Origin of the sequence: Streptomyces hokutonensis (genome assembly GCF_042751305.1) — a bacterium.
Classification (GTDB): domain Bacteria; phylum Actinomycetota; class Actinomycetes; order Streptomycetales; family Streptomycetaceae; genus Streptomyces; species Streptomyces hokutonensis_A.
Genome location: NZ_JBHYWD010000011.1, coordinates 203,200 through 224,834 on the forward strand (window position 1 = coordinate 203,200; position 21,635 = coordinate 224,834).

21 protein-coding genes are annotated in these 21,635 nt (G+C 71.6%); 16 read left to right on the forward strand and 5 right to left on the reverse strand.

Translation table 11 applies throughout. The features are described 5' to 3' along the window. Window positions 1-148: 148 nt before the first annotated feature. The gene (gene ligA / locus ACFXC1_RS28370) at window positions 149-2,248 is read right to left on the reverse strand and encodes an NAD-dependent DNA ligase LigA (protein ID WP_381247362.1); all 2,100 of its coding nucleotides are present in this window, start codon (window positions 2,246-2,248) and stop codon (window positions 149-151) included. Window positions 2,249-2,314: 66 nt separating this feature from the next. Next, window positions 2,315-2,884, reverse strand: a complete 570-nt coding sequence (locus ACFXC1_RS28375) for an Lrp/AsnC family transcriptional regulator (RefSeq protein ID WP_381247364.1) — start codon at window positions 2,882-2,884, stop codon at window positions 2,315-2,317. Window positions 2,885-3,123: 239 nt separating this feature from the next. Between ACFXC1_RS28375 and ACFXC1_RS28380 the strand changes: the two genes are divergently transcribed. From ACFXC1_RS28380 to ACFXC1_RS28415, 8 genes are all read left to right on the forward strand, one after another. Then, window positions 3,124-4,710, forward strand: a complete 1,587-nt coding sequence (locus ACFXC1_RS28380) for an ABC transporter substrate-binding protein (protein WP_381247366.1) — start codon at window positions 3,124-3,126, stop codon at window positions 4,708-4,710. Then, on the forward strand, window positions 4,685-5,764 hold the full coding sequence (locus tag ACFXC1_RS28385) for an ABC transporter permease (RefSeq protein ID WP_381247369.1): 1,080 nt from the start codon (window positions 4,685-4,687) through the stop codon (window positions 5,762-5,764). The genes ACFXC1_RS28380 and ACFXC1_RS28385 overlap by 26 nt, the downstream gene beginning before the upstream one ends. Further along, window positions 5,761-6,627 (forward strand): ABC transporter permease, encoded by an 867-nt coding sequence (locus ACFXC1_RS28390; protein WP_381247371.1) that lies wholly within the window; start codon window positions 5,761-5,763, stop codon window positions 6,625-6,627. Before ACFXC1_RS28385 ends, ACFXC1_RS28390 begins: the two co-directional genes overlap by 4 nt. Further along, entirely contained in the window at window positions 6,624-7,409 is a 786-nt protein-coding gene (locus ACFXC1_RS28395; protein ID WP_381247373.1) for an ABC transporter ATP-binding protein, read from the forward strand. Before ACFXC1_RS28390 ends, ACFXC1_RS28395 begins: the two co-directional genes overlap by 4 nt. Beyond that, complete coding sequence (locus ACFXC1_RS28400; RefSeq protein WP_381247376.1) at window positions 7,406-8,341, forward strand: oligopeptide/dipeptide ABC transporter ATP-binding protein; 936 nt, start codon at window positions 7,406-7,408, stop codon at window positions 8,339-8,341. Before ACFXC1_RS28395 ends, ACFXC1_RS28400 begins: the two co-directional genes overlap by 4 nt. A gap of 216 nt (window positions 8,342-8,557) precedes the next feature. Further along, complete coding sequence (locus ACFXC1_RS28405; protein ID WP_381247378.1) at window positions 8,558-9,721, forward strand: M24 family metallopeptidase; 1,164 nt, start codon at window positions 8,558-8,560, stop codon at window positions 9,719-9,721. Window positions 9,722-9,760: 39 nt separating this feature from the next. After that, entirely contained in the window at window positions 9,761-10,243 is a 483-nt protein-coding gene (locus ACFXC1_RS28410; protein WP_381247381.1) for a DUF4440 domain-containing protein, read from the forward strand. A gap of 101 nt (window positions 10,244-10,344) precedes the next feature. After that, entirely contained in the window at window positions 10,345-11,955 is a 1,611-nt protein-coding gene (locus ACFXC1_RS28415; RefSeq protein ID WP_381247383.1) for a protein kinase domain-containing protein, read from the forward strand. A 21-nt stretch (window positions 11,956-11,976) separates the two neighbouring features. Here the strand turns inward: ACFXC1_RS28415 and ACFXC1_RS28420 are convergent, their stop codons facing one another. From ACFXC1_RS28420 to paaI, 3 genes are all read right to left on the reverse strand, one after another. Beyond that, window positions 11,977-12,765, reverse strand: coding sequence for an SAM-dependent methyltransferase (locus ACFXC1_RS28420; protein WP_381247386.1), 789 nt, complete (start codon window positions 12,763-12,765; stop codon window positions 11,977-11,979). 138 nt (window positions 12,766-12,903) lie between these two features. Further along, window positions 12,904-14,250 carry a phenylacetate--CoA ligase PaaK gene (paaK, locus tag ACFXC1_RS28425; protein WP_381247389.1) on the reverse strand — a complete coding sequence of 449 codons (1,347 nt, stop codon included), beginning with the start codon at window positions 14,248-14,250 and terminating at the stop codon, window positions 12,904-12,906. Then, window positions 14,247-14,678: a hydroxyphenylacetyl-CoA thioesterase PaaI gene (gene paaI / locus ACFXC1_RS28430; protein WP_381247391.1), complete on the reverse strand. Its 432-nt coding sequence runs from the start codon at window positions 14,676-14,678 to the stop codon at window positions 14,247-14,249. The genes paaK and paaI overlap by 4 nt, the downstream gene beginning before the upstream one ends. A 93-nt stretch (window positions 14,679-14,771) precedes the next feature. Between paaI and ACFXC1_RS28435 the strand changes: the two genes are divergently transcribed. The 8 genes from ACFXC1_RS28435 to paaE all read left to right on the forward strand — a co-directional run bounded on the left by ACFXC1_RS28435 (window position 14,772) and on the right by paaE (window position 21,522). Next, on the forward strand, window positions 14,772-15,977 hold the full coding sequence (locus ACFXC1_RS28435) for a thiolase family protein (protein WP_381247394.1): 1,206 nt from the start codon (window positions 14,772-14,774) through the stop codon (window positions 15,975-15,977). Continuing rightward, window positions 15,974-16,729 carry an enoyl-CoA hydratase/isomerase family protein gene (locus ACFXC1_RS28440; protein ID WP_381247396.1) on the forward strand — a complete coding sequence of 252 codons (756 nt, stop codon included), beginning with the start codon at window positions 15,974-15,976 and terminating at the stop codon, window positions 16,727-16,729. The genes ACFXC1_RS28435 and ACFXC1_RS28440 overlap by 4 nt, the downstream gene beginning before the upstream one ends. Next, window positions 16,726-17,592 (forward strand): 3-hydroxyacyl-CoA dehydrogenase family protein, encoded by an 867-nt coding sequence (locus tag ACFXC1_RS28445; protein WP_381247398.1) that lies wholly within the window; start codon window positions 16,726-16,728, stop codon window positions 17,590-17,592. Before ACFXC1_RS28440 ends, ACFXC1_RS28445 begins: the two co-directional genes overlap by 4 nt. Window positions 17,593-17,719: 127 nt before the next feature. Next, window positions 17,720-18,715: a 1,2-phenylacetyl-CoA epoxidase subunit PaaA gene (paaA, locus tag ACFXC1_RS28450; protein WP_381247401.1), complete on the forward strand. Its 996-nt coding sequence runs from the start codon at window positions 17,720-17,722 to the stop codon at window positions 18,713-18,715. Next, window positions 18,712-18,996 carry a 1,2-phenylacetyl-CoA epoxidase subunit PaaB gene (paaB, locus tag ACFXC1_RS28455; RefSeq protein ID WP_019075091.1) on the forward strand — a complete coding sequence of 95 codons (285 nt, stop codon included), beginning with the start codon at window positions 18,712-18,714 and terminating at the stop codon, window positions 18,994-18,996. Before paaA ends, paaB begins: the two co-directional genes overlap by 4 nt. Window positions 18,997-19,005: 9 nt before the next feature. After that, window positions 19,006-19,842: a 1,2-phenylacetyl-CoA epoxidase subunit PaaC gene (gene paaC, locus ACFXC1_RS28460; RefSeq protein ID WP_381247404.1), complete on the forward strand. Its 837-nt coding sequence runs from the start codon at window positions 19,006-19,008 to the stop codon at window positions 19,840-19,842. Next, window positions 19,836-20,342 (forward strand): 1,2-phenylacetyl-CoA epoxidase subunit PaaD, encoded by a 507-nt coding sequence (gene paaD / locus ACFXC1_RS28465; protein WP_381247407.1) that lies wholly within the window; start codon window positions 19,836-19,838, stop codon window positions 20,340-20,342. The genes paaC and paaD overlap by 7 nt, the downstream gene beginning before the upstream one ends. 76 nt (window positions 20,343-20,418) lie before the next feature. Further along, on the forward strand, window positions 20,419-21,522 hold the full coding sequence (gene paaE / locus ACFXC1_RS28470) for a 1,2-phenylacetyl-CoA epoxidase subunit PaaE (RefSeq protein ID WP_381247415.1): 1,104 nt from the start codon (window positions 20,419-20,421) through the stop codon (window positions 21,520-21,522). Window positions 21,523-21,635: the final 113 nt, after the last annotated feature.

Here is a 21,635-nt window from a genome sequence, read left to right on the forward strand (position 1 = left end):
CCATCCGCAGCGGCTGTGTGGCGTCCATTCTGCCCTTGTCGCGGAGTGCGGGAGGTCGCTCCCGGGAGTGAAAGGGGCCCCGGCTGGACGGGGGAGACCAGCCGGGGCCGCACACCTGCACAACGGTCGACCGGCCCGGGTTGTTCCCTCAGTCGAGGTAGTCGGCGATCAGGATGGCGAACTCGTCCGGGGTGGCGAGGCGGATGCCGAGGGTCTCGGCCTTGGCGCGCTTGGAACCCGCGTTGTCGCCCGCGACGACCAGGGTGGTCTTCTTGGAGACGCTGGAGGAGGAGCGGCCGCCGGCGCGCTCGACGAGTTCGTTCATCTGGTTGCGACTGAGCTTCTCCAGGGGGCCGGTCATCGCGCCGGTGACGACCACGGTCATTCCGGCCAGCGGCCCGTCGGCCGCGTCCGGGGCTTCAGCGCCGTCGGCCCCGGGGTCGTCCGACACGGGCGCCGGCGGCGTCGCGCCGGGTTCGGTCATGTTGACCCCGGCGGCGGCCAACTTGTCGATGAGCGGGGCCAGTTCAACCAGTTCGGCGACGATCGAGGGCGCCTTCTCCGTGCCGATGCCCTCGACCCGCTGCATCGACTCCGCGTCGGCGGCGCGGATGTTGTCCATGGTGGCGAAGTACCGGGCGATACGGCGGGACATGGACCGGCCGGTGCCGCGCACCCCGAGCGCGCACAGGACCCGGGACAGCGGCTGCCCCTTGGCCGTGACGATCGCGGCGAGGAGGTTGTCCGTGCTGGTCTCGCCCATCCGCTCCAGGCCCAGGAGTTGGTCGCGCGTGAGAGCGAACAGGTCGGCGAGATCGGCGACCAGGCCCGCCTCGACGAGCTGGACGACGCGGGTGTGGCCCAGGCCCTCGATGTCGAGCTGGTCGCGGCCGGCGGCGTAGGAGAGGGCGGCGACCAGGTGGCAGTTGCGGCCCTGTTCGCAGCGCCAGCGGAGTTCGCTGGTGTCGATCCCGGAACCGCAGCGCGGGCACACCTCGGGGAAGACGATGGGCTGTTCCTCGCCGGTCCGCAGATGCGCGACGGGCGCTTCGACGCGGGGGATGACATCGCCGGCCCGGTGCACCATGACGTGGTCGCCCAGGCGCAGATCGCGGCGGGTGATGTCGCCCGGGTTGTGGAGGGTGGCGTAGGTGATGGTGGCCCCGTCGATCTCCACCGGTTCCAGGACGGCGCGCGGGGCGATGATGCCGGTGCGGCCGACGTTCCACTCCACCTCCAGCAGCCGGGTGATCTTCTCGACGGCGGGGAGCTTGTAGGCGGTCGCCCAGCGCGGGGCCCGTGAGCCCGACCCGGCGGCCCGCTGGTCGGCGGCGAGGTCGGCCTTGATGACGATCCCGTCGATCCCGAACGGCAGCCCGGCCCGCAGCGCGGCGATCTCCCGCACCCGGGTCAGCACCTCCTCGACCGTGTCGGCGGTGATGCCCGGCACAGGGGTGGTGGCGGTGGTGTTGATGCCCAACTCGGCGGTCCGGCCCATGAGTTCGCTGTGCGCCAGCTCGCCCAGTCGCTCCGCCAGCGCCGCCTCCGTGCCGGCGAGGGGGAGCAGGCCGTAGCCGAAGAATGTCATCGGCACGGTGTAGGCGCGTTCCTTGGCGCGCAGCGTGCCCGCCGACGCGCCGCGCGGGTTGGCGAACGGCTGCCCGTCGTGCGCGGTGCGGACCTCATTGGCGTGCTCGAACTGGGCGGTGGTCATGAGGACTTCGCCGCGCACCTCGACGGTGACCGGCTCGGTCAGTTCGGCGGGCAGGCCCTCGATGGTGCCGATCGCGTGGGACACGTCCTCCCCGGCCGTCCCGTCGCCGCGCGTGATCAGCCGGGTGAGACGGCCGCCGGTGTAGCGGGCCGCGATCGCCAGACCGTCGAGCTTCGGCTCCACACTGAACCGCGTGACCTCGTGGCCGGTTCTTCGGGCCAGCGAGACGGTCCAGGCGGTGAACTCCTCGGCGGAGAAGACGTTGTCCAGGCTCAGCATCGCCACCGTGTGCGGGACGTCGCCCTCGACCGCGCCGCCGGCGACCTTCCCGGACGGGGACTCGGGCAGCACCTGATCGGGATGGGCGGCCTCCCACGCGGCGATACCGCGCACCAGCCGGTCGTAGGAGTCGTCGTCCAGCACCGAGGTGCCGCCGGTGTAGTAGGCGGCCGAAGCCTTCACCGCGTCCTCGACCGCCTGTGCGTAGCCGGCGGCATCCACGATCACTGCAGCTGGTGTAGTCATGACGTCCATCCTGCCTGCCACCACTGACAATGCCCCGGGAGCGAGCGGCCGGGGGAGCGCGGAGTCAGGTGCCCGTCAGTCCTCCGGCTCGGACGTGCGCTGGAGGTCGGCCCGGCCCTCGGCGGCGCGGATGAAGCGGGTCATGCCGAACTGGCTCGTGCCGGCGGTGTCCTGGGGAGTACCGGCCGTGGTCTCGCCGGCGCGGGGCGCGGACGGCAGGACGTAGGGGCGGCGGAGCACCTCGTCCAGGATGATCACCGTCTCGGTGGCGCGGACCGCGGGAATGGTGGACAGCCGGTCGGTGACCAGGCGGTGCACGGCGGAGACATCCGCCACCCGGATCTGGATCATGGCGTCGTGCTGGCCGGTGGTGACGGCGCAGTACTCCACCTCCGGCATCTGGGCGAGCGCCGTACGGAACTGCTTCCACAGCTCCTGGCGGACCGTGACGAAGATCAGGGCGCAGATCTCCAGCCCCACCCGGGTGTGGTCGACACGGGCGCTGAAGCCGTTGATCACGCCGTCGGCACGCATGGCTTCCAGGCGGGTGTAGGCGTTGGCGCGCGAGACACCGACGCGTTCCGCGAGGGCCGCGACGGAGATCCGGCCCTGGGTGCGCAGCACGTCGAGGATTTTGAAATGCACCGAATCCAGGCCAAGACCGATGCCGATCCGTCCAGAGCGGCGTTCGCCCGGGGGCTCCGGAGTGGACTGATCTTCCATGTTCGCGCCTCTCCGTCGATTTTCGTCTCGCGCTGGTCCCGTCGGCCGAGAGTCCTGGTTAGTTTCAGCCCACCTTAACGGCGAATCGTCCAGGTCCCCTCCCGGTGTCCGCCCGTTCCCGCCCGGCCTTCTTCCGCTCCGCCCTGCTCACGGAGGCACGCATGCCCAGATCCAGTGCCGGGTCGTACCCGGTGGCACTCTCCCTCGTCGCGGTCGCCGCGCTCGCCCTGAGCGCCTGCTCCGGCGGTACGAGCGCCTCCGGCACCTCGGCCGGCAAGACCCTGGTCGTCGACACGTCGTTCAACCTGAAGACCGCCGACCCGGGCCGTGAGTTCGAGCCGACCGGGCAGATCGTGGACAAGGCGCTCTACGAGACGCTGCTGACCTTCAAGGGCTCCGACGTCACCAAGCCGGTGCCGGGCCTCGCCTCCTCCTACGAGCAGTCCGCGGACGGCAAGACGCTCACCCTGCACTTGCGGACGGGCGCGAAGTTCGCGGACGGCAGTGCGGTCACGGCCGACGACGTCGTCTTCTCGCTGAACCGGGTCATCGCGCTCAAGGGCAACCCGTCGTTCCTCCTCGACGGCGTCACGGTCACCAAGACGGACGCCTCGACGGTCACCCTGGTGTCGAAGAAGGCCAACCCCGCCCTGCCGTTCATCCTCCCCAACCCCGCCCTCGGCATCCTCAGCGCCAAGACGGTCCAGGCCCACGGCGGCTCGGCGAGCTCGACGGACGGGGCGGAGAAGTACCTCAACACCGCGTCGGCCGGCTCCGGCCCGTACACGCTGACCTCGTTCAACACCAACACCGAGGTCGTCCTGACGAAGAACCCCAAGTACACGGGCACGGACAAGCCGTCCTACGACAAGATCGTCATCCGCAACGTCCAGGCCCCCACCCAGAAGCTGAACGTGCAGCGCGGCGACAGCCAGATCGCCCTCGACCTCACCTCCGACCAGGTCAGCGGCATCGGCGGGGGACTCAAGGTGGACAGCGGCGCGTCCTCGGACGTGATCTTCCTGCTGCTCAACCGGAACACCAAGGTCAGCTCCACGACCGCCAACGCCAAGTTCGCGGAGGCGGTGCGCAAGGGCATCGACTACAAGAGCCTGCTCTCGCTCGCCGGCAGCGGCTCCGTCCAGCCCGCCGGGATCATCCCCTCGACCTTCCTCGGCGCGCTGCCCGCCTCCGAGGCCGCCGGCCGCGACCTCGCCGGAGCGAAGGCGGCCCTGAAGGCCAGCGGGATCGCCAAGCCGTCCGTGACACTCGGCTACGCCAGTGACCTGACCGTCGACGGACTCTCCCTGCAGACCCTCGCCGAACGAGTCCAGGCCCAGCTGAAGGAGGTCGGCATCACCGTCACGCTGGCCCCCGCGCCGACCACCACCGAACTGGACAACTACCGCAACGGCAAAGAGCAGTTGGGCCTCTGGTACTGGGGCCCGGACTACCCGGACCCCAGTGACTACCTGACCTTCCTGCCCGGCAACCTGGTCGGCCTGCGCGCGGGCTGGAAGGCCGGCGCCGACCCCGCCCTCACCGCGCTCGGCGACAAGGCCGCCACCACGATCGGCGACGACACCCGAAAGACGCTGTACGAGCAGATCCAGACCAAGCTGAACGCCGACGGCCCCTTCGTCCCGCTGATGCAGCCGAGCCGCAACACGGTCTACGCCGCGTCGGTCACCGGCGTCGCCTACAACCCCGTATGGACGATCGATGTCGCCGCGCTGGGCACGAAGTAGGGACACAGGGGGCGGCAGACGGCTCCTCGCCCGCCACCCCCTCGCCCGCTTCCTCCTCCGCCGTACCGCCACCGCCGTCCTGCTGGCCGTCGGCGTGACCCTGGTGACGTTCGTCCTCACCAACCTCGTCCCGGGCGACCCGGCGGCGGCCAACCTCGGCCAGCGGGCGATCGGCGACCCGGCGATCGTCGCGCAGTTCCGCCACCACTACGGCCTCGACAAGCCGTTGCCGGTCCAGTACGTCACCTACCTCGGCAACCTCCTCCACGGCGACCTCGGCGAGTCCCAGCAGAGCCATCAGTCGGTGCTCACCGACCTGTCCACCGCCGTCCCCGCCACCCTGGAACTCGCCGGGGCCGCGATCGTCGTCTCGCTGATCGTGGGCGTGGCGTTCGGCGTGGTGGCGGCGCTGCGCCGGGACCGCCTCACCGACCAACTCCTGCGTGTCGTAAGCCTGTTGGGCGTTTCGGTGCCGACGTTCTGGCTGGCGCTGCTCGCCTTCTACATCTTCTTCTACCGACTCGGCTGGGCCCCCGGCAGCGGTCGCCTCGACCCCGGCATGACCGCCCCGCCACACGTCACCGGCCTCTACACGGTCGACGCGGCACTCGCGGGCCAGTGGCCGGTGTTCTGGAACGCGGTGGGTCATCTCGCCCTGCCCGCACTGGTGTTGACGGCGTACACCGTCGGCCTCCTCACCCGCTTCACCCGCTCCGCCGTCCTCGAAGTACTGAACCAGGACTACGTCCGCGCGGCCCGCGCCAAGGGCCTGCCCGGCCGGACGGTCCTCTTCCAGTACGTGCTCCGGGCGGCCCTCGTCCCCGTCGTCACGGTCGCCGGACTGGCCTTCGGCGCGCTGCTGTCGGGCACGGTCCTGGTCGAGTCGATCTTCGCCTGGCCGGGCCTGGGCGCCTACGCCTACCGCAGCGCGACCACCCTCGACCTGCCCGCCGTCATGGGCGTCGGACTCGTCGTGGGCCTGGTGTACCTGACCGTCAACCTCGCCGTGGACGTCCTGTACGGCGTGATCGACCCGAGGGTGAGGGTGCAGTGAGGCTCAACCTGTTGAAACGGCTGCCGCCAGCCTGGCGCCGCCCCCTCGCCGTCACCGGCGGCCTGGTCGCCGTGTTCTGGCTGCTGATCGTGGTCGCCGCACCGCTGCTCGCCCCGCACGACCCCCTCGCGCAGAACCTGCCCCGGCTGGCCGCCCCCGGCGCCGGACACTGGTTCGGCACCGACGAGTTGGGCCGGGACGTGCTGAGCCGGGTGCTGTACGGCGCCCGCGTCTCCATCCCCCTCGCCCTCCTGCTGGTGGCCATGTCCCTGCTGGTCGGCGGGGTGTTGGGAGCCTGCGCCGGGTTCTTCGGGCGTTGGGTGGACGAGACCGTGATGCGGATCGCGGACCTGGTGTTCGCGTTCCCCACCGTCATCCTCGCCATGGTGGTCGCCGCCGCGCTCGGCGCCAGCCTGCAGAACGCGGTGCTGGCCGTTCTGGTGGTCTCCTGGCCGTCGTACGCACGCGTCACCCGGGGCCTGGTGATGGGACTGCGCAACCGTGAATTCGTGCTCAGCGGACGGCTGTTGGGCTTCTCCGCCTGGCGTTCGCTGCGCGTCGACATCCTGCCCAACGTCCTCGGACCGCTCCTCGTCCTGGCCACACTCGACATCGGTACGGCGACCCTGTTGCTGTCCGGGCTGTCCTTCCTGGGGCTCGGGGCCAAGCCGCCGACCGCCGAGTGGGGCGCGATGGTGGCGGACGGCACGCAGCAGTTCGACAAGTGGTGGATCGGGGTCTTCCCGGGCCTGGCCATCCTCACCGTCGTGCTCGCCTTCAACTTCCTCGGCGACACGCTCCGGGACGCCCTCGACCCCGGCACGGCCCGAACCATCGGCGCGGAGAAGGAGCGTGTCGGATGACCGCCGGCAATGTGCTGGAGATCAGCGGCCTCACCCTCGACCTGGGCGGCCGGCGCATCCTCGGCGGTGTCGACCTCGCGGTGCGGCCCGGTCAGGTGCACGGGCTCGCGGGGGAGAGCGGCTCGGGCAAGACCATGACCGGGCTCGCCGCGCTCGGTCTGCTGCCGCCGGACGCCCGTACCGGCGGCCGGATCGAGCTGGAGGGCACCGACCTGCTGACCCTCCAGCCCCGTCAACTGGCCGCGCTGCGCGGCCGATCGGTGAGCATGGTGTTCCAGGACCCGTCCACCAGCCTGCACCCGATGCTCAGCATCGGACATCAACTCACCGACCATCTGCGCCATCACCTGAAGCTGAACCGAAAAGCCGCGAAGGAGAGGGCGGTTGATCTGCTGACGCAGGTCCGCATCCCCAACCCCCTTGAGGCGTTGGGGCGTTACCCGCACCAGTTCTCCGGCGGAATGCGGCAGCGCATCGCGATCGCCATAGCCCTCGCCTGCGAACCGAAGGTACTGATCGCCGACGAGCCGACCACCGCCCTCGACGTGACCGTGCAGGCAGGCGTACTGCGCCTGTTGCGCGGGCTCTGCGACGAACTCGGCCTCGCCGTCCTGCTGGTGACCCACGACCTGGGTGTGATGTCCGCGATCGCCGACGAGGTGAGCGTGATGCGCCACGGCCTCGTCGTCGAGACCGGCCCGCGCGGCCGGGTCCTCACCGAACCGCGGCACGAGTACACCCGTCAGCTCCTGGACGCGCTCCCCGGAAGGAGCACCGTATGACCCCCCTCCTCTCCGTCGACGACCTCGTCGTCCAGTACCACCGGCCGGGCGCCTCGCCCACCCGCGCCGTCGCCGGGGTCAGTCTCCAGGTGCGGGCCGGTGAAGTCGTGGGCCTGGTGGGCGAGTCGGGCTGCGGGAAGTCGACGCTGGCCCGCGCGGTCTGCGGCCTCACCCCCGCCGCGGAAGGGCGGATCACCTACGACGGCACACCGGTACGCCCGTTGCGCGTCCGCCGTCGCGATCCGGCCCTCACCGGCGTCCAGATGGTCTTCCAGGACCCTTACGGCTCCCTCAACCCCCGGCGCCGGGTGGGCGCCCAGATAGCCGACGGCATCCGTACCGCGACCGGGCGGGGGGAGGTGGCGGACGGGGCGACCCCGGAGGACCTGCTCACCCGGGTCGGGCTGCCGGCGGAGGCCGCCGAGCGCTATCCGCAGGAGTTCTCAGGCGGGCAGCGGCAGCGCATCGCCATCGCCCGCGCGCTCGCCGCCCGGCCCCGACTGCTCGTGGGGGACGAACCGATCTCCGCGCTCGACGCCTCCGCCCAGCTCCAAGTGGCCACGCTGATGCGGTCGTTGGCCGTCGAGTCGGGCGCCGGGCTGCTGTTCATCAGCCATGACCTGTCCGTCGTACGGCTGATCGCGGACCGGATCGCGGTCATGTACCTCGGGCGGATCGTGGAGACCGGCCCCACCGCCGAGGTCTGGGCCGACCCCCGACACCCTTACACCCGGGCCCTGCTGGCCGCCGTACCCAAGCCGGACGGAGCGGGTGTGCTGCCCGCCGAACTCCCCGGTGACGTCCCCGACCCCGCCGAACCGCCCACCGGATGCCGCTTCCACCCCCGCTGCCCCCAGGCCTTCGACGGCTGCGACCGCGAGGAACCGCAGTTGATCGCGGGGGGTGTCGCGTGTCGTCTGTACGCGGCGTGAGAGGGAGGGGTGGCGGGGGCCGTGCGCTCGCCGCAACGCCGATCCGCACCCCTCGCGGCTCGCGCGCGGCGCCGTTCCACCCCGGCAGCGCTTGATCGCGGTGCCCTGCGCGCCGTCCGTGTGCCCGGGGCTCCCTTCCGCACGCGGCGGAACCTCGCCCGCGGATCGTCCTACCGACCTCACGCCGAGCCTCGCGCCGAACCTCACGGAGAGCCGATGTCCGCCACCCAGCCGCCCGACGGCGACCACCCCCGCCGGCCCGCCGCACCACTCACGAGCCTCTACCCGGCCGACCGCCTCCACCGCGCCCGGCAGGCCACGGCCCGCGCCGGTCTCGACGCCCTGCTGATCTCACCCGGGGCGGACCTGCGCTATCTGACCGGCTACGACGCCATGCCGCTGGAGCGGCTGACCTGTCTGGTCCTGCCGGCCGAGGACGACCCCTTCCTGCTCGTTCCGGCCCTGGAGGAACCCGCCGCCCGGGCGTCCCCGGCCGGCAGTATGGGCATCGAGATCACCGGCTGGCAGGAGACCGACGACCCGTACGCGCTCGTCGCGGCCCGGCTGCCCGCGCGGACGTCCCGAGTGGGTGTCGACAACCACATGTGGGCGGAGAAGACCCTCGCCTTCCGAGTCGTACTGCCGGGCGCCGAGCAGCAGTTGGCCGGAGAAGTGCTCAACGGGCTCAGGATGCACAAGACTTCGCAGGAGGCGGACGCCCTGCGCCGGGCCGGTGCCGCCATCGACCGGGTGCACGCCCGCATGGGGGAGTGGCTGCGGGCCGGACGCACCGAGCGCGAGGTCGGCCGTGACATCGCGGACGCCATCCTCGCCGAGGGCCATGTGCGGGCCGACTTCGTCATCGTCGGCTCCGGCCCCAACAGCGCAAGCCCGCACCACGAACTCTCCGACCGCGTGATCCGCCCCGGTGACCCGGTGGTCGTCGACATCGGCGGTACGACCCGGGACGGCTACTGCTCCGACTCCACGCGCGTATACGCGGTCGGTGAGCCGCCCGCCGAGTTCCGCCGCCTCCACGACGTGCTGCTGCGCGCCCAGCGCACCCAGACCGACGCCGTACGGCCGGGTCTGACGGCCGGTCAACTCGACGCCGTGGGACGGGAGATCATCACCGACGCCGGATACGGTCCGCACTTCATCCACCGCACCGGACACGGCATCGGACTGGAGAGCCACGAGGAGCCGTACATCGTGGCAGGCAACCCGCTCCCGCTCGCGCCCGGCATGGCCTTCTCCGTCGAGCCCGGGATCTATCTGCCCGGCCGGTACGGAGCGCGGATCGAGGACATCGTGATCTGCGCCGACACGGGCGGCGAACGCCTCAACCGCAGGCCGCGGGACCTGGTCGTACTGCCCTGATCGCCCCGCTCCACCAGTCACCCACCCCAAGGACCCGCCATGCCCGCTCCACCGCCCCCCTCCGCCCGTCCCGCAGCCGGCGGCGGCGCCCGCCCGGGTGGCGCGCCCGCCGAACTGGCCGCGGTGTGGACGGTGATCACGGGAATGTACGAGGGCTACACCGCGGGCGACCGGGAACGCATCGACTCCTTCCTCGACCCCGAAGCCACCATCTGGGACTCGGCGACCCGCGAACTCATCCGCGGCAGAACGGAGTTGAACCGCGTCCGGGACGGCCGCCCCACCTCCGAGGACGGCCCCGACGAGACCGGACTCACGGCCTACGGCCAAGTCGTCGACGTCTTCGGGGACTTGGCGGTGGCCCGCTACTGGCTGCGGGTCGACTACCGTGCGGCGCCACCGGAACTGGCCCGCATCACGGCGGTCCTACGGCGGGCCGGCCCCGACGGACACTGGCTCGTCGTGCATCTGCACGAGGACATCCACGGGCAACTGGCGGCCGATGGCGGCCAGTTGGCCTGAAGTCGGTGATCGCACCCCTAGTATGTCGGGTCGGAGCCCGGCCGAGTCGACCTCACGGTGGATCCGGTGATCGTCGGGCCCGCTCAAGGAGGACATGTTCCGTGCTTTCGCTCGATGGCTCCGACCCCTCGCACATAGGCCGCTACCGTCTGGTCGGCAGACTCGGCGAAGGCGGGATGGGGAAGGTGTACCTCGCCCGGTCGCCCGGTGGCCGTCCCGCCGCCGTGAAAGTGATCAACGAGCACCTCCGGCACGACGAGCACGCCCTGAGCCGGTTCCGCCGCGAGGTGGAGACCCTGGGCACGGTCCGCAGCGCCTACACGGCCTCGCTCATCGACGCGGAGCTGGACACACCGCCGTACTGGCTGGCCACCGAGTACGTGCCGGGGCCGACGCTGCACGCCGCCGTGGTGAGCGGCGGACCGCTCCCCGCGGACCTGGCCCGGGTCATGCTGGCCGCGCTGGCCGAGGGGCTGGAGGCCATTCACGTCCGAGGTGTGTGGCACCGGGACCTCAAGCCGCACAACGTCATCCTCTCCGCCACCGGCCCGCAGCTGATCGACTTCGGCATCGCCAGGTCCACCGACGCGTCCAACCTCACACAGGCCGGCAGTGCGATGGGCAGTCCCGGCTACATCGCGCCGGAGACCTTCACGGGCGGCCGTACCGGTCCGGAGGCGGATGTGTTCGCCCTCGGGGCCACCCTGGCGTTCGCCGTCACCGGCCGACCGCCCTTCGGGGACGGGCCGTTCGCGGTCGTGTCCTACCGCTCGGTGCACGGGGAGATCGACCTGCGGGGTGTGGACCCCGGCGTCACCGAGCTGATCGAGGCCTGTGTGCGCAGCGATCCCGCGCAGCGCCCCACCCCGCAGCGCATCATCGAACTCAGCCGGGCCGAGGCCGATCTCGTCCACCATCCCGCCTATCAACGCGCCCTCGCCGTGGGCTCGTCGACCGACCGGGAGCGCGCCACGACCGTCGCCGACCTCGGTGCCGGTGCCGTGTCAGTGGCCCCGGACGCGGTGACGGCCACCCTGGACGGCGCCCGGCAGCACCACGCCGTCACGCTCCTCGCACCCGAAGCGGGCCTCGACACCCCCGCGCCGGGCGCCTACGGTCCCTACCCGCCCGCGCGGCCGGACACTGGCGGGACCGGACGCGGGCGCCGAGTGTTGTGGGTTGCCGTCGGCGCGGCCTCGCTGGTCGTCGCGGGCACCGGTGCGCTGCTGCTGTCCCACGCCTTCGAGGACAAGGACTCCACCTCCGCCCACGCCTCACCGTCCGCGAGCTCCGGCCGGGCCACCGACACGTCGGCCAGTCCGTCCGCGAGCGGAGCGAGGGCGTCTCCTTCCCCGTCAGACACTGGCGCGGCCGGCCTGCCCGACGCCGTGGTGGTGAAGCCGCCCTTCACGTTCGAGCCCGGGAAGTTCGTGGAGACCGTCCGCTCCAAGCTGATCATGCAGCCGGACGGCAACCTGGTGCTCTACGACCAGGACGGCACCGCGCATTGGGCGAGCCAGACCTCGGGCGAGGGGAACACGGCGGTGTTCCAGGCGGACGGCAACCTGGTGGTCTACAACGCCCGGACGCAGCCGGTGTGGGCCAGCAACACAGGGGGCGCCAACGGGGCGACCCTCAAAGTGCTGGAGGACGGCAACATGGTCATCGCGACCGACGGCGGCGTCGTATGGCAGACCAACACCGCGCATTGAGGGCGCGGCGGAACCGACGGCTCAGGGGATCCGCGCGACCGCCGCGTAGATCCCGCTGCCCTCCGGGGTCTCGCCCGGCGCCGGGGGATTCCACTCCGTCGCCGTCACCAGGCCGGGCGGCACCAGGTCGAGGCCGTCGAAGAAGCGGGCGACCTCCGGGCGGGTGCGGAAGCCGAGCTTGATGCCGCCCTTGGCGTATTCGGCGGTGACCTGTGCGGCCAGCTCGGGGTAGAGGTCGGACGCGGCGTGCGACAGGACCAGATAGCTGCCGGACGGCATGGTGGCGACGAGATCGCGGACGATGCCGTGGGCGTCCTGCTCGTCCGGGATGAAGTGCATCAGCGCGATCAGCGAGAGGGCGACCGGGCGGCCGAAGTCCAGGACGTGGCGGGCGTGTTCGACGATCGCCTCGGGCTGTCGTACGTCGGCCTGGATGTAGTCGGTGACCCCGTCGGGGTGGCTGATCAGCAGGGCCTCGGCATGGCGCAGCACGATCGGGTCGTTGTCGGTGTGGACGACCTTCGCGCCCGGTACGGTCCGCTGCACGATCTGGTGCAGGTTGGGGGCGGTGGGGATGCCCGTGCCGACGTCCAGGAACTGGTCGATGCCCCGGCCGGCCAGCCAGGTCGCCGCGCGGTGCATGAACTGACGGTTCTGCCGGGCCGCGTCCTTCGCCTCGGCCGGCAGTTTCTCCCCCACGGCCTCGTCGACCGGGTAATTGGCCTTGCCGCCCAGCAGCCAGTCGTAGACCCGCGCGGGATGTGCCCTGCCGGTGTCGATCTGCGGGGCCGACTGCGGGTCGGTCGTCATGGCGACTCCATCGTGCCGAGTGGAACGGATCGGGACGAGCCCTCGATCATCGTACTCGGGACGGCCATATGGCCTGTGGGGAAGGGGAGTTGGGCCCGCCTGCCGGTCACCGGCCCAGCGGAGCCCCCCCCACGGAGGTCACTGCGCGCGCAGGTCCTTGACCCGGCGGATCTTGCCCACCGAGCGCTCCAGCGTCTCGGGGTCGACGATCTCCACGTCCACGGTCACGCCCACGCCGTCCTTGACGCCCTTGCCGATCGCCGCCGCCGCGGCCGTCCGCTGTTCGGGGTTCGCGCCGGGGCGGGCCTCCGCGCGGACCGTCATGTGGTCCATCCGGCCGCGGCGGGTCAGCTGGATCGTGAAGTGCGGGGCGACGGCGGGGGTGCGCAGGATGATCTCCTCGATCTGGCTGGGGAAGACGTTCACCCCGCGCAGGATGATCATGTCGTCGCTGCGGCCGGTGATCTTCTCGATCCGCCGGAACGCCGGGCGGGCCGTGCCGGGCAGCAGCCGGGTCAGGTCGCGGGTGCGGTAGCGGATGATCGGCAGCGCCTCCTTGGTGAGGGAGGTGAAGACGAGTTCGCCGCTGTCGCCGTCGGGGAGCACCTCGCCGGTGAACGGGTCGACGACCTCCGGGAAGAAGTGGTCCTCCCACACATGGAGGCCGTCCTTGGTCTCGACGCACTCCTGCGCCACACCTGGGCCGATCACCTCCGACAGGCCGTAGATGTCGACCGCGTGGATGTCCATGCGCTCCTCGATCTCGCGGCGCATCTCCTCTGTCCACGGCTCGGCGCCGAAGATTCCCACCTTGAGCGAGCTGCTGCGCGGGTCGATGCCCTGGCGCTCGAACTCGTCGAGGAGGGTCAGCATGTAGGACGGGGTGACCATGATGATCTCGGGCTCGAAGTCCTGGATGATCTGCACCTGACGGGCGGTCATGCCGCCGGAGGCGGGGATCACTGTGCAGCCCGCGCGCTCCGCGCCGTAGTGCGCGCCCAGACCGCCGGTGAACAAGCCGTAGCCGTACGACACATGGACCTTGTGACCGGGACGGCCGCCGGCCGCGCGGATCGAACGGGCCACCACGTCCGCCCACATGGAGAGGTCGTTCTCCGTGTAGCCGACGACCGTGGGGCGGCCGGTCGTACCGCTGGAGGCGTGCACGCGGCGGACCCGGTCCATGGGGACGGCGAACATGCCGAAGGGGTACGTGTCCCGCAGATCGGCCTTGGTGGTGAAGGGGAACCGGGCCAGGTCCTGAAGGGTGTGACAGTCACCGGGTTTGCCCCCGGCCTCGTCGAACTTGCGGTGGTACAGCTCCACGTTGTCGTAGGCGTGCCGCAACGTGGCCTGGAGCAGGCCGAGTTGGTTTGCGCGCAACTCGTCGCGGGTGAGGCGCTCGGCGGCGTCCAGCAGGCCTTCGGGGAGCGGTTCGCCCAGGCGCGGGCTCGTGGCCACCGGGGCCTTCGGGGCGCTGCTCATGGAGACTCCTTCGTCTTCGTGCTGCCGATACTGCGGCTCCGTCCCCGGAACTCCGCGATCACCTGGTCGCCGCGCGCCACGGTCACGTCGTAGATGCCACTGCGGCCGAACCGGGTGCGCTCACGCGCGGTCGCCACCAGGAGGTCGCCCTCGTGCGCCGGGGCGACGAAGTCGATGTCGGCCGCTGCGGCCACGGTCACCGGGCCGTGGCTGTTGCAGGCACAGGCGAAGGCGGAGTCGGCGAACAGGAACAGATAGCCGCCGTGGGCCGTCCCGTGTCCGTTGACCATGGCCCGGGTCACGGTCATGCGGAGTACGGCGGTCCCTTCGCCGTGCTCGACGAGCTCGATACCGAGAGCCCGGGACGCCTCGTCCGCGGCGAACATCCTCTCCACCGGACCGGAGGCCGTGTTCGTGGCCTGCGTCATTTCCACCACCTTGTGGACCGACCGAACATTCGGTTAGCGTGCGCCACGGCCAAGTAATCCAGCATCACCACTGCCTGTCAAGAGGTGTAACGCATGCCCCAGACCAGCTCCGAGCCCTCCTCCGACGAGGTCTTTCTGATCGACGGGGCGCGCACCCCGCAGGGCCGCTACGGCGGCGCCCTGGCCTCCGTACGGCCCGACGGCCTCGCGGCGCTGGTCGTCGGCGAGGCGGTCCGCCGGGCCGGGATTCCGGCCGAGGAAGTGGACGAGGTGATCCTCGGCGCCGCCAACCAGGCCGGCGAGGACAACCGGGACGTGGCCCGTATGGCCGTCCTGCTGGCCGGGCTCCCGCACACCGTGCCGGGCTACACCGTCAACCGGCTCTGCGCCTCGGGACTGACCGCCGTGGCCTCGGCCGCCCAGGCGATACGCGCCGGAGAGGCCGACCTCGTCGTGGCGGGAGGGGTCGAGTCGATGACCCGCGCGCCGTGGGTGATGGCCAAGCCCGGCACCCCGTGGGCCAAGCCGGGAGAGGTGCACGACACCTCACTGGGCTGGCGCTTCACCAACCCGCGCTTCGCCGCGCAGGACACCCTGTCCATGGGCGAGACGGCCGAGGAGGTCGCCGCGCTCGACGGCATCACCCGCGCCGACTCCGACGCGTTCGCGCTGCGCAGCCATCAACGGGCCGTCACGGCACAGGAATTGGGCCACTTCGACCGGGAGATCGTGGCGGTCGCGGTGAAGGGCGGCGAAGTCACCCGCGACGAGGGCCCGCGCCCCGGCACCACGCTGGAGAAGCTCGGCTCCCTGCGCACCATCTTCCGCGCGGGTGGCATCGTCACCGCGGGATCCTCCTCACCGCTGTCCGACGGCGCCGCCGCCCTGGTGGTCGCGAGCGGAGCGGCGGTCCGACGCCACGGGCTCACCCCCAGGGCCCGTATCGTCACCTCCGCCTCGGCCGGAGTGCAGCCGCACCTCATGGGCCTCGGCCCGGTCCCCGCCACAGAGAAGGCGCTCGCCCGCGCCGGATGGGGGACCGGTGACCTGGACGCCGTAGAACTGAACGAGGCCTTCGCCGCGCAGGCGCTCGCGGTCACGCGCCGACTCAAGCTCGACGAGGACAAGGTCAACGCCGACGGCGGCGCCATCGCGCTCGGCCATCCCCTCGGCTGCTCCGGCGCCCGCATTCTGCTCACGCTGCTCGGCAGGCTTGAGCGGGAGGATGCCCGCCGGGGGCTGGCCACGCTGTGCGTCGGCGTCGGACAGGGTGTCGCGATGCTCGTGGAGCGGGTGTGAGCGCCCCCAGGTCGTACGAGACCCTGGTCGTCGAAGACCGCGCGGACCGTGTCGTCGTCACCCTGCACCGCCCCGAGGCCCACAACGCCATCAGCGGGCTGATGATCCGCGAACTGCACGCCGTCTGCGAGCAGTTGGAGCAGGATCCGAAGCTGCTCCTGCTCACAGGTCACGGCGGGGTCTTCGCGGGCGGCGCCGACATCGCGGAACTTTTGGAGCGCGGGCGGGACGAGGCGCTGCAGGGCATCAACAGCCGGCTGTTCGAGCGCGTACGGCGGCTGCCGATGCCGACCCTCGCGGCGGTGGACGGCTGGGCGCTGGGCGGCGGCGCGGAGCTGTCGTACGCCTGCGATCTGCGGATCGCCGGTCCGGACGCCGTCTTCGGGAACCCGGAGCCCGGCCTCGGGATCCTCGCCGCGGCCGGTGCCTGCCGGCGGCTGCCCGAGCTGGTCGGCGAGTCGGTGGCCAAGCAGGTGCTGCTCGCCGGACGGAACCTCGACGCGGCGGCGGCTCTGGCAACCGGACTTGTCATCGACGTCGTACCGGCGGAGAAGCTGCTGGACGAGGCGCACGCGCTGCTCGACCGCATGGCCCGGTCCTCGGCCACCGCGCTGCGGCTCACCAAGCTCGTGGTCGACTCGCCCGGCGCCCACCCCATCGCCGACGACCTCGCGCAGGCCGTGCTCTTCGAGGGGCAGGACAAGAGGGACCGTATGACACGCTTCCTGGAGAAGAGGAGTAGCCGCGCATGAGCCCAACACCCCACTCCGCGCCCGCGGTTGTCGGTGTGATCGGCGGGGGCCGGATGGGCGCCGGTATCGCGCAGTCCTTCGCCGCCGCCGGTTCGTCCGTGACCGTCGTGGAAAGCGGTGAGCAGGCCTCGGCCGCCGCGCTGGACCGGGTCGCGACCGGACTGAAGCGGGCCGCCGAGCGCGGTCTGCTCGGCGAGCCCGCGGAGCAGGTTCTCGCCCGCGTCACCATGACCGGATCGGTGGAGGGGTTGCCCGCCGACGCCGACCTGGTCGTCGAGGCCGTCCCCGAGGACGCCGGGCTCAAGGCGCGGGTGCTCGCCGCGGCCGAGCGGGCGGTGGGTGCGACGACCGTGCTGGCCACCAACACCAGCTCCCTGTCGGTCTCCGAGCTCGCCGCCGCGCTCGGCCGGCCCGGCCGTTTCCTGGGCATGCACTTCTTCAACCCGGTGCCCGCCTCGGCGCTGGTCGAGATCGTCGTCGCGCCCGGCACGGAGGCCGCCGCGGTCAGTGCCGCGCTCGACTGGACGCACGCCCTCGGCAAGAAGGACGTGACGGTCAAGGACTCGCCCGGGTTCGCCAGCAGCCGCCTCGGGCTGGCGCTCGGCCTGGAGGCGATCCGCATGGTCGAGGAGGGCGTCGCCGAGCCGGAGGCGATCGACGACGCCATGAGCCTCGGCTACAAGCACCCCATGGGGCCGCTGCGGCTGACCGACCTGGTCGGCCTCGACGTACGCCTGGCGATCGCCGAGTACCTCCACTCCACCCTCGGCGAGCGCTTCGCCCCGCCGCAGCTGCTGCGCGACAAGGTCGCGCGCGGTGAACTGGGCCGCAAGACCGGACAGGGGTTCTGCACGTGGGAGTGAGCATGGGGCGGGCGGAGGCGTTTCGTGGGCCGCTGACCAGCCATTCGCCCGGCAGGTCTTGCCTCACCGGGGGAAACCCTTCACACTGGGAACCGAACGAATGGTCGGTAGGGGAGTTGAGGTGTCGATGACCAGCACAGGCACGGAGGCGTCAGCCGCCGACCGGGACGACACGCGGTACGAGGAGCAGTTCGACGCCACGATCGCGAAGGACCAGCGGATCGAGCCCCGCGACTGGATGCCCGACGGCTACCGCAAGACCCTGATCCGGCAGATCGCGCAGCACGCGCACTCCGAGATCATCGGGATGCAGCCGGAGGGCGAATGGATCACCCGCGCGCCCTCCCTGCGCCGCAAGGCGATCCTCTTCGCGAAGGTGCAGGACGAGGCAGGACACGGGCTGTATCTGTACTCGGCCGCCGAGACCCTGGGCGCGGACCGCGCCGAACTGACCGAGGCGCTGATCGAGGGCCGGCAGAAGTACTCGTCGATCTTCAACTACCCGACGCCCACCTTCGCCGACGTCGGCGTGATCGGCTGGTTCGTGGACGGCGCCGCGATCTGCAACCAGGTGCCGCTGTGCCGCTGCTCGTACGGGCCGTACGCGCGGGCCATGGTGCGGGTCTGCAAGGAGGAGTCCTTCCATCAGCGCCAGGGCTTCGAGCTGCTGCTCACGATGATGCGGGGCACGGACGCCCAGCGGGCCATGGTCCAGGACGCGGTGGACCGTTGGTGGTGGCCATCTCTGATGATGTTCGGCCCGCCCGACGACGACTCGCCCAACTCGGCGCGCTCCATGGCCTGGAAGATCAAGCGGCACAGCAACGACGAACTGCGCCAGCGCTTCGTCGACATGACCGTTCCGCAGGCGGAGAAGCTCGGAGTCACCCTGCCCGACCCGGAGTTGAGCTGGAACGAGGAGCGCGGCCACCACGACTTCGGCACGCCCGACTGGTCCGAGTTGCAGCGCGTGATCAAGGGCGGCGGACCGCGCAACGCCGAGCGGGTCTCCCGCCGCCGGGCCGCCCACGAGGAGGGCGCCTGGGTCCGGGAGGCGGCCACCGCCCATGCGGCCAAGCAGGCGGCCGCTCGTACGAAGAAGACCGAAGGAGCGGCGGCATGACGCAGGACTGGCCCCTGTACGAGGTGTTCGTACGCGGCAAGCGCGGACTGAACCACGTCCACGTCGGCTCGCTGCACGCCGCCGACGACGCGATGGCCCTCACCCACGCCCGCGACCTCTACACGCGGCGCAACGAAGGCGTGTCCATCTGGGTCGTGCGCTCCGAGCACATCGCCGCCTCGACCCGCGACGAGAAGGACCCGTTCTTCGCGCCGAGCGCCGACAAGGTCTACCGCCACCCCACGTTCTACGACATCCCCGACGACGTCCCCCACATCTAGGAGCAGGGAATGAGTGACGACCACGTCTATCTGTCCCTGGCCGAGGGGCACGACGACGGCGACGCCCGCTGGGCCTTCGGCACCGGCTTCGAGGACCCGCTGCACGGCGTCGACCAGAGCGTGCCGGAGGGCACGGACACCGCCCAACTCGCCGCGTACTGCCTGGCACTCGGCGACGACGCGCTCGTCAGCGCCCAGCGACTGGCCCAATGGTGCACCGCAGCCCCCGAGTTGGAGGAGGAGGTCGCGCTCGCCAACATCGGACTCGACCTGCTCGGCCAGACCCGCCTGCTCTACGCCCGTGCCGGACAGGTCGACGGCACCGGACGCGGCGAGGACGCGTACGCCTACTTCCGTGACCCGGACGAGTTCCGCAACGTACGGCTGGCCGAGCTCCCCAACGGCGACTTCGCGTTCTCCATCACCCGCCTGCTGGTGCTGTCCGCCTGGCGGCTGGCCCTTTTCGAGCGACTCGCCGTCACCACGTCGGACCCGGTGCTCGCCGCCATCGCCGCCAAGGGCGTCAAGGAGCTGGCGTACCACCGCCAGTACGCCGCCGAGTGGGCCGTCCGGCTCGGCGACGGCACGGACGAGTCGCAGCGGAGGATGCGCGATGCGCTGGCCGCCGTCGCGCCCTACCTGGACGAACTCTTCGCGGGGACCGGTGAGTTGAAGGCCGAGGTACTGTCCGTGCTCCGCCAGGTCGCCGATGCCGCGGGGCTCGCCCGGCCCGAGGCGGCACCGGTCCCCGGACACGGCCGCGACGGCGACCACACCGAACACCTGGCCCCGCTGCTCACCGAACTCCAGAGCGTGGCCCGCGCCCACCCGGAGGCGACATGGTGACCACCGTGCTCGACGCGCTGCGCGCCCGGCACATCGCCGCGCAGGTGCCCGACCCCGAGATGCCCATGCTCACGCTGGCCGACCTCGGCGTGCTGCGCGAGGTCGAGGTGGGGGAGGACGGCACGGTCGTCGCGAGCCTGACGCCGACCTACTCGGGCTGCCCCGCCATGGCCGAGATGCGGGCCGAGGTGGCCGCGCGGCTGACGGACGCCGGGTACGCGCGCGTGGAGATCCGTACGGTCCTGAGCCCGCCCTGGAGCAGCGACTGGATCACCCCGGCCGGTCGCGCCAAGCTCGCCGAATCCGGCATCGCGCCGCCCGGCGCCGCCCCGCGCGGACCGGTCGGGCTCACGCTGGCGCCGACCCGCCGTACGGTGGCCTGCCCCCGCTGCGGGGCGACGGACACCGAGGAGACCTCGCACTTCGCCGCGACCTCCTGCAAAGCCCTGTGGCGGTGCCGTGCCTGCCGCGAGCCGTTCGAGTACGTCAAGGAGATCTGATGGCGAGCCCCCGACACCCGCTCGCGGAGGGCACGGCGTGTCCTCAAGTTCCGCTCGTGGAAAGGACGGTGGACCAGTGACCGCCCCGGCCCCCACCACTCCCGCCCGCCCGGCGCGCCGCCGCCCCGCCTTCCACGCGCTGCGGGTCGCCGCCGTCGAGCCGCTGTGCGAGGACGCCGCCGCCATCAGCTTCGACATCCCCGAGCACCTCGCCGAGGAGTTCGCGTACCGGCCCGGCCAGTCGCTCACGCTCCGCCGCGAGGTCGAGGGCCGCGACGAGCGCCGCTCGTACTCCATCTGCTCCCCGGCGGGAGCGCGACCGCGCATCGGCGTACGCGTCGTCCCCGGCGGCCTTTTCTCCTCCTGGCTGGTCAACGACGTACGCCCCGGAGACACCGTCGAGGTGATGGCCCCCACCGGCGCCTTCACCCCCGACCTCACCGTCCCCGGCCACCACGTCCTGATCGCCGCCGGCTCCGGCATCACCCCGATGCTGTCCATCGCGGAATCCGTCCTCGCCGCCGACACCCGCTCCCGCGTCACGCTCTTCTACGGCAACCGGCGCTCCGACACCGTGATGTTCGCCGACGACCTCGCCGACCTGAAGGACCTGTACCCGGGCCGGTTCCAGCTCGCGCACATCCTGTCCCGCGAGCCGCGCGAGGCCGAGATCCTCTCCGGCCGCCTCGACGCCGACCGGCTCACCGCGCTCGTCGACGCCCTCGTGGAGGTGGAGACCGCCGACCACTGGTGGCTGTGCGGCCCGCACGGCATGGTCCGCGACGCCCAGCAGCTCCTCGCCGGACTCGGCGTCCCCGCCGAACGAGTCCACCAGGAGCTGTTCTACGCCGACGACGAGCCCGTCCGGCAGAACGAACACGTCGACAAGGCCTACGACGGCCCCGTCAGCCAGGTGAGCGTCACGCTCGACGGGCGCACCACCAACTCCGCGCTGCTCAAGGGCAGTTCGATCCTCGACGGCGCCCAGAAGACCCGGCCCGACCTGCCCTTCGCCTGCAAGGGCGGCGTCTGCGGCACCTGCCGCGCGCTGGTCACCGACGGCACGGCGGACATGCGGCGCAACTACGCCCTCGAACCGGCCGAGGTCGACGCCGGTTACGTCCTCACCTGCCAGACGTTCCCGGTGTCCGACACCCTCGCCGTCGACTACGACAGCTGACACTTCCACCGACGTGAAGAGCGGGCCGGGAGGGTTACCCGGCCCCCCGTCGGGCACCACAAAACGGGACCCGCGGGCAGCCCGCGGGGGTTGGCCCCCGGGTGGCCCCGGTG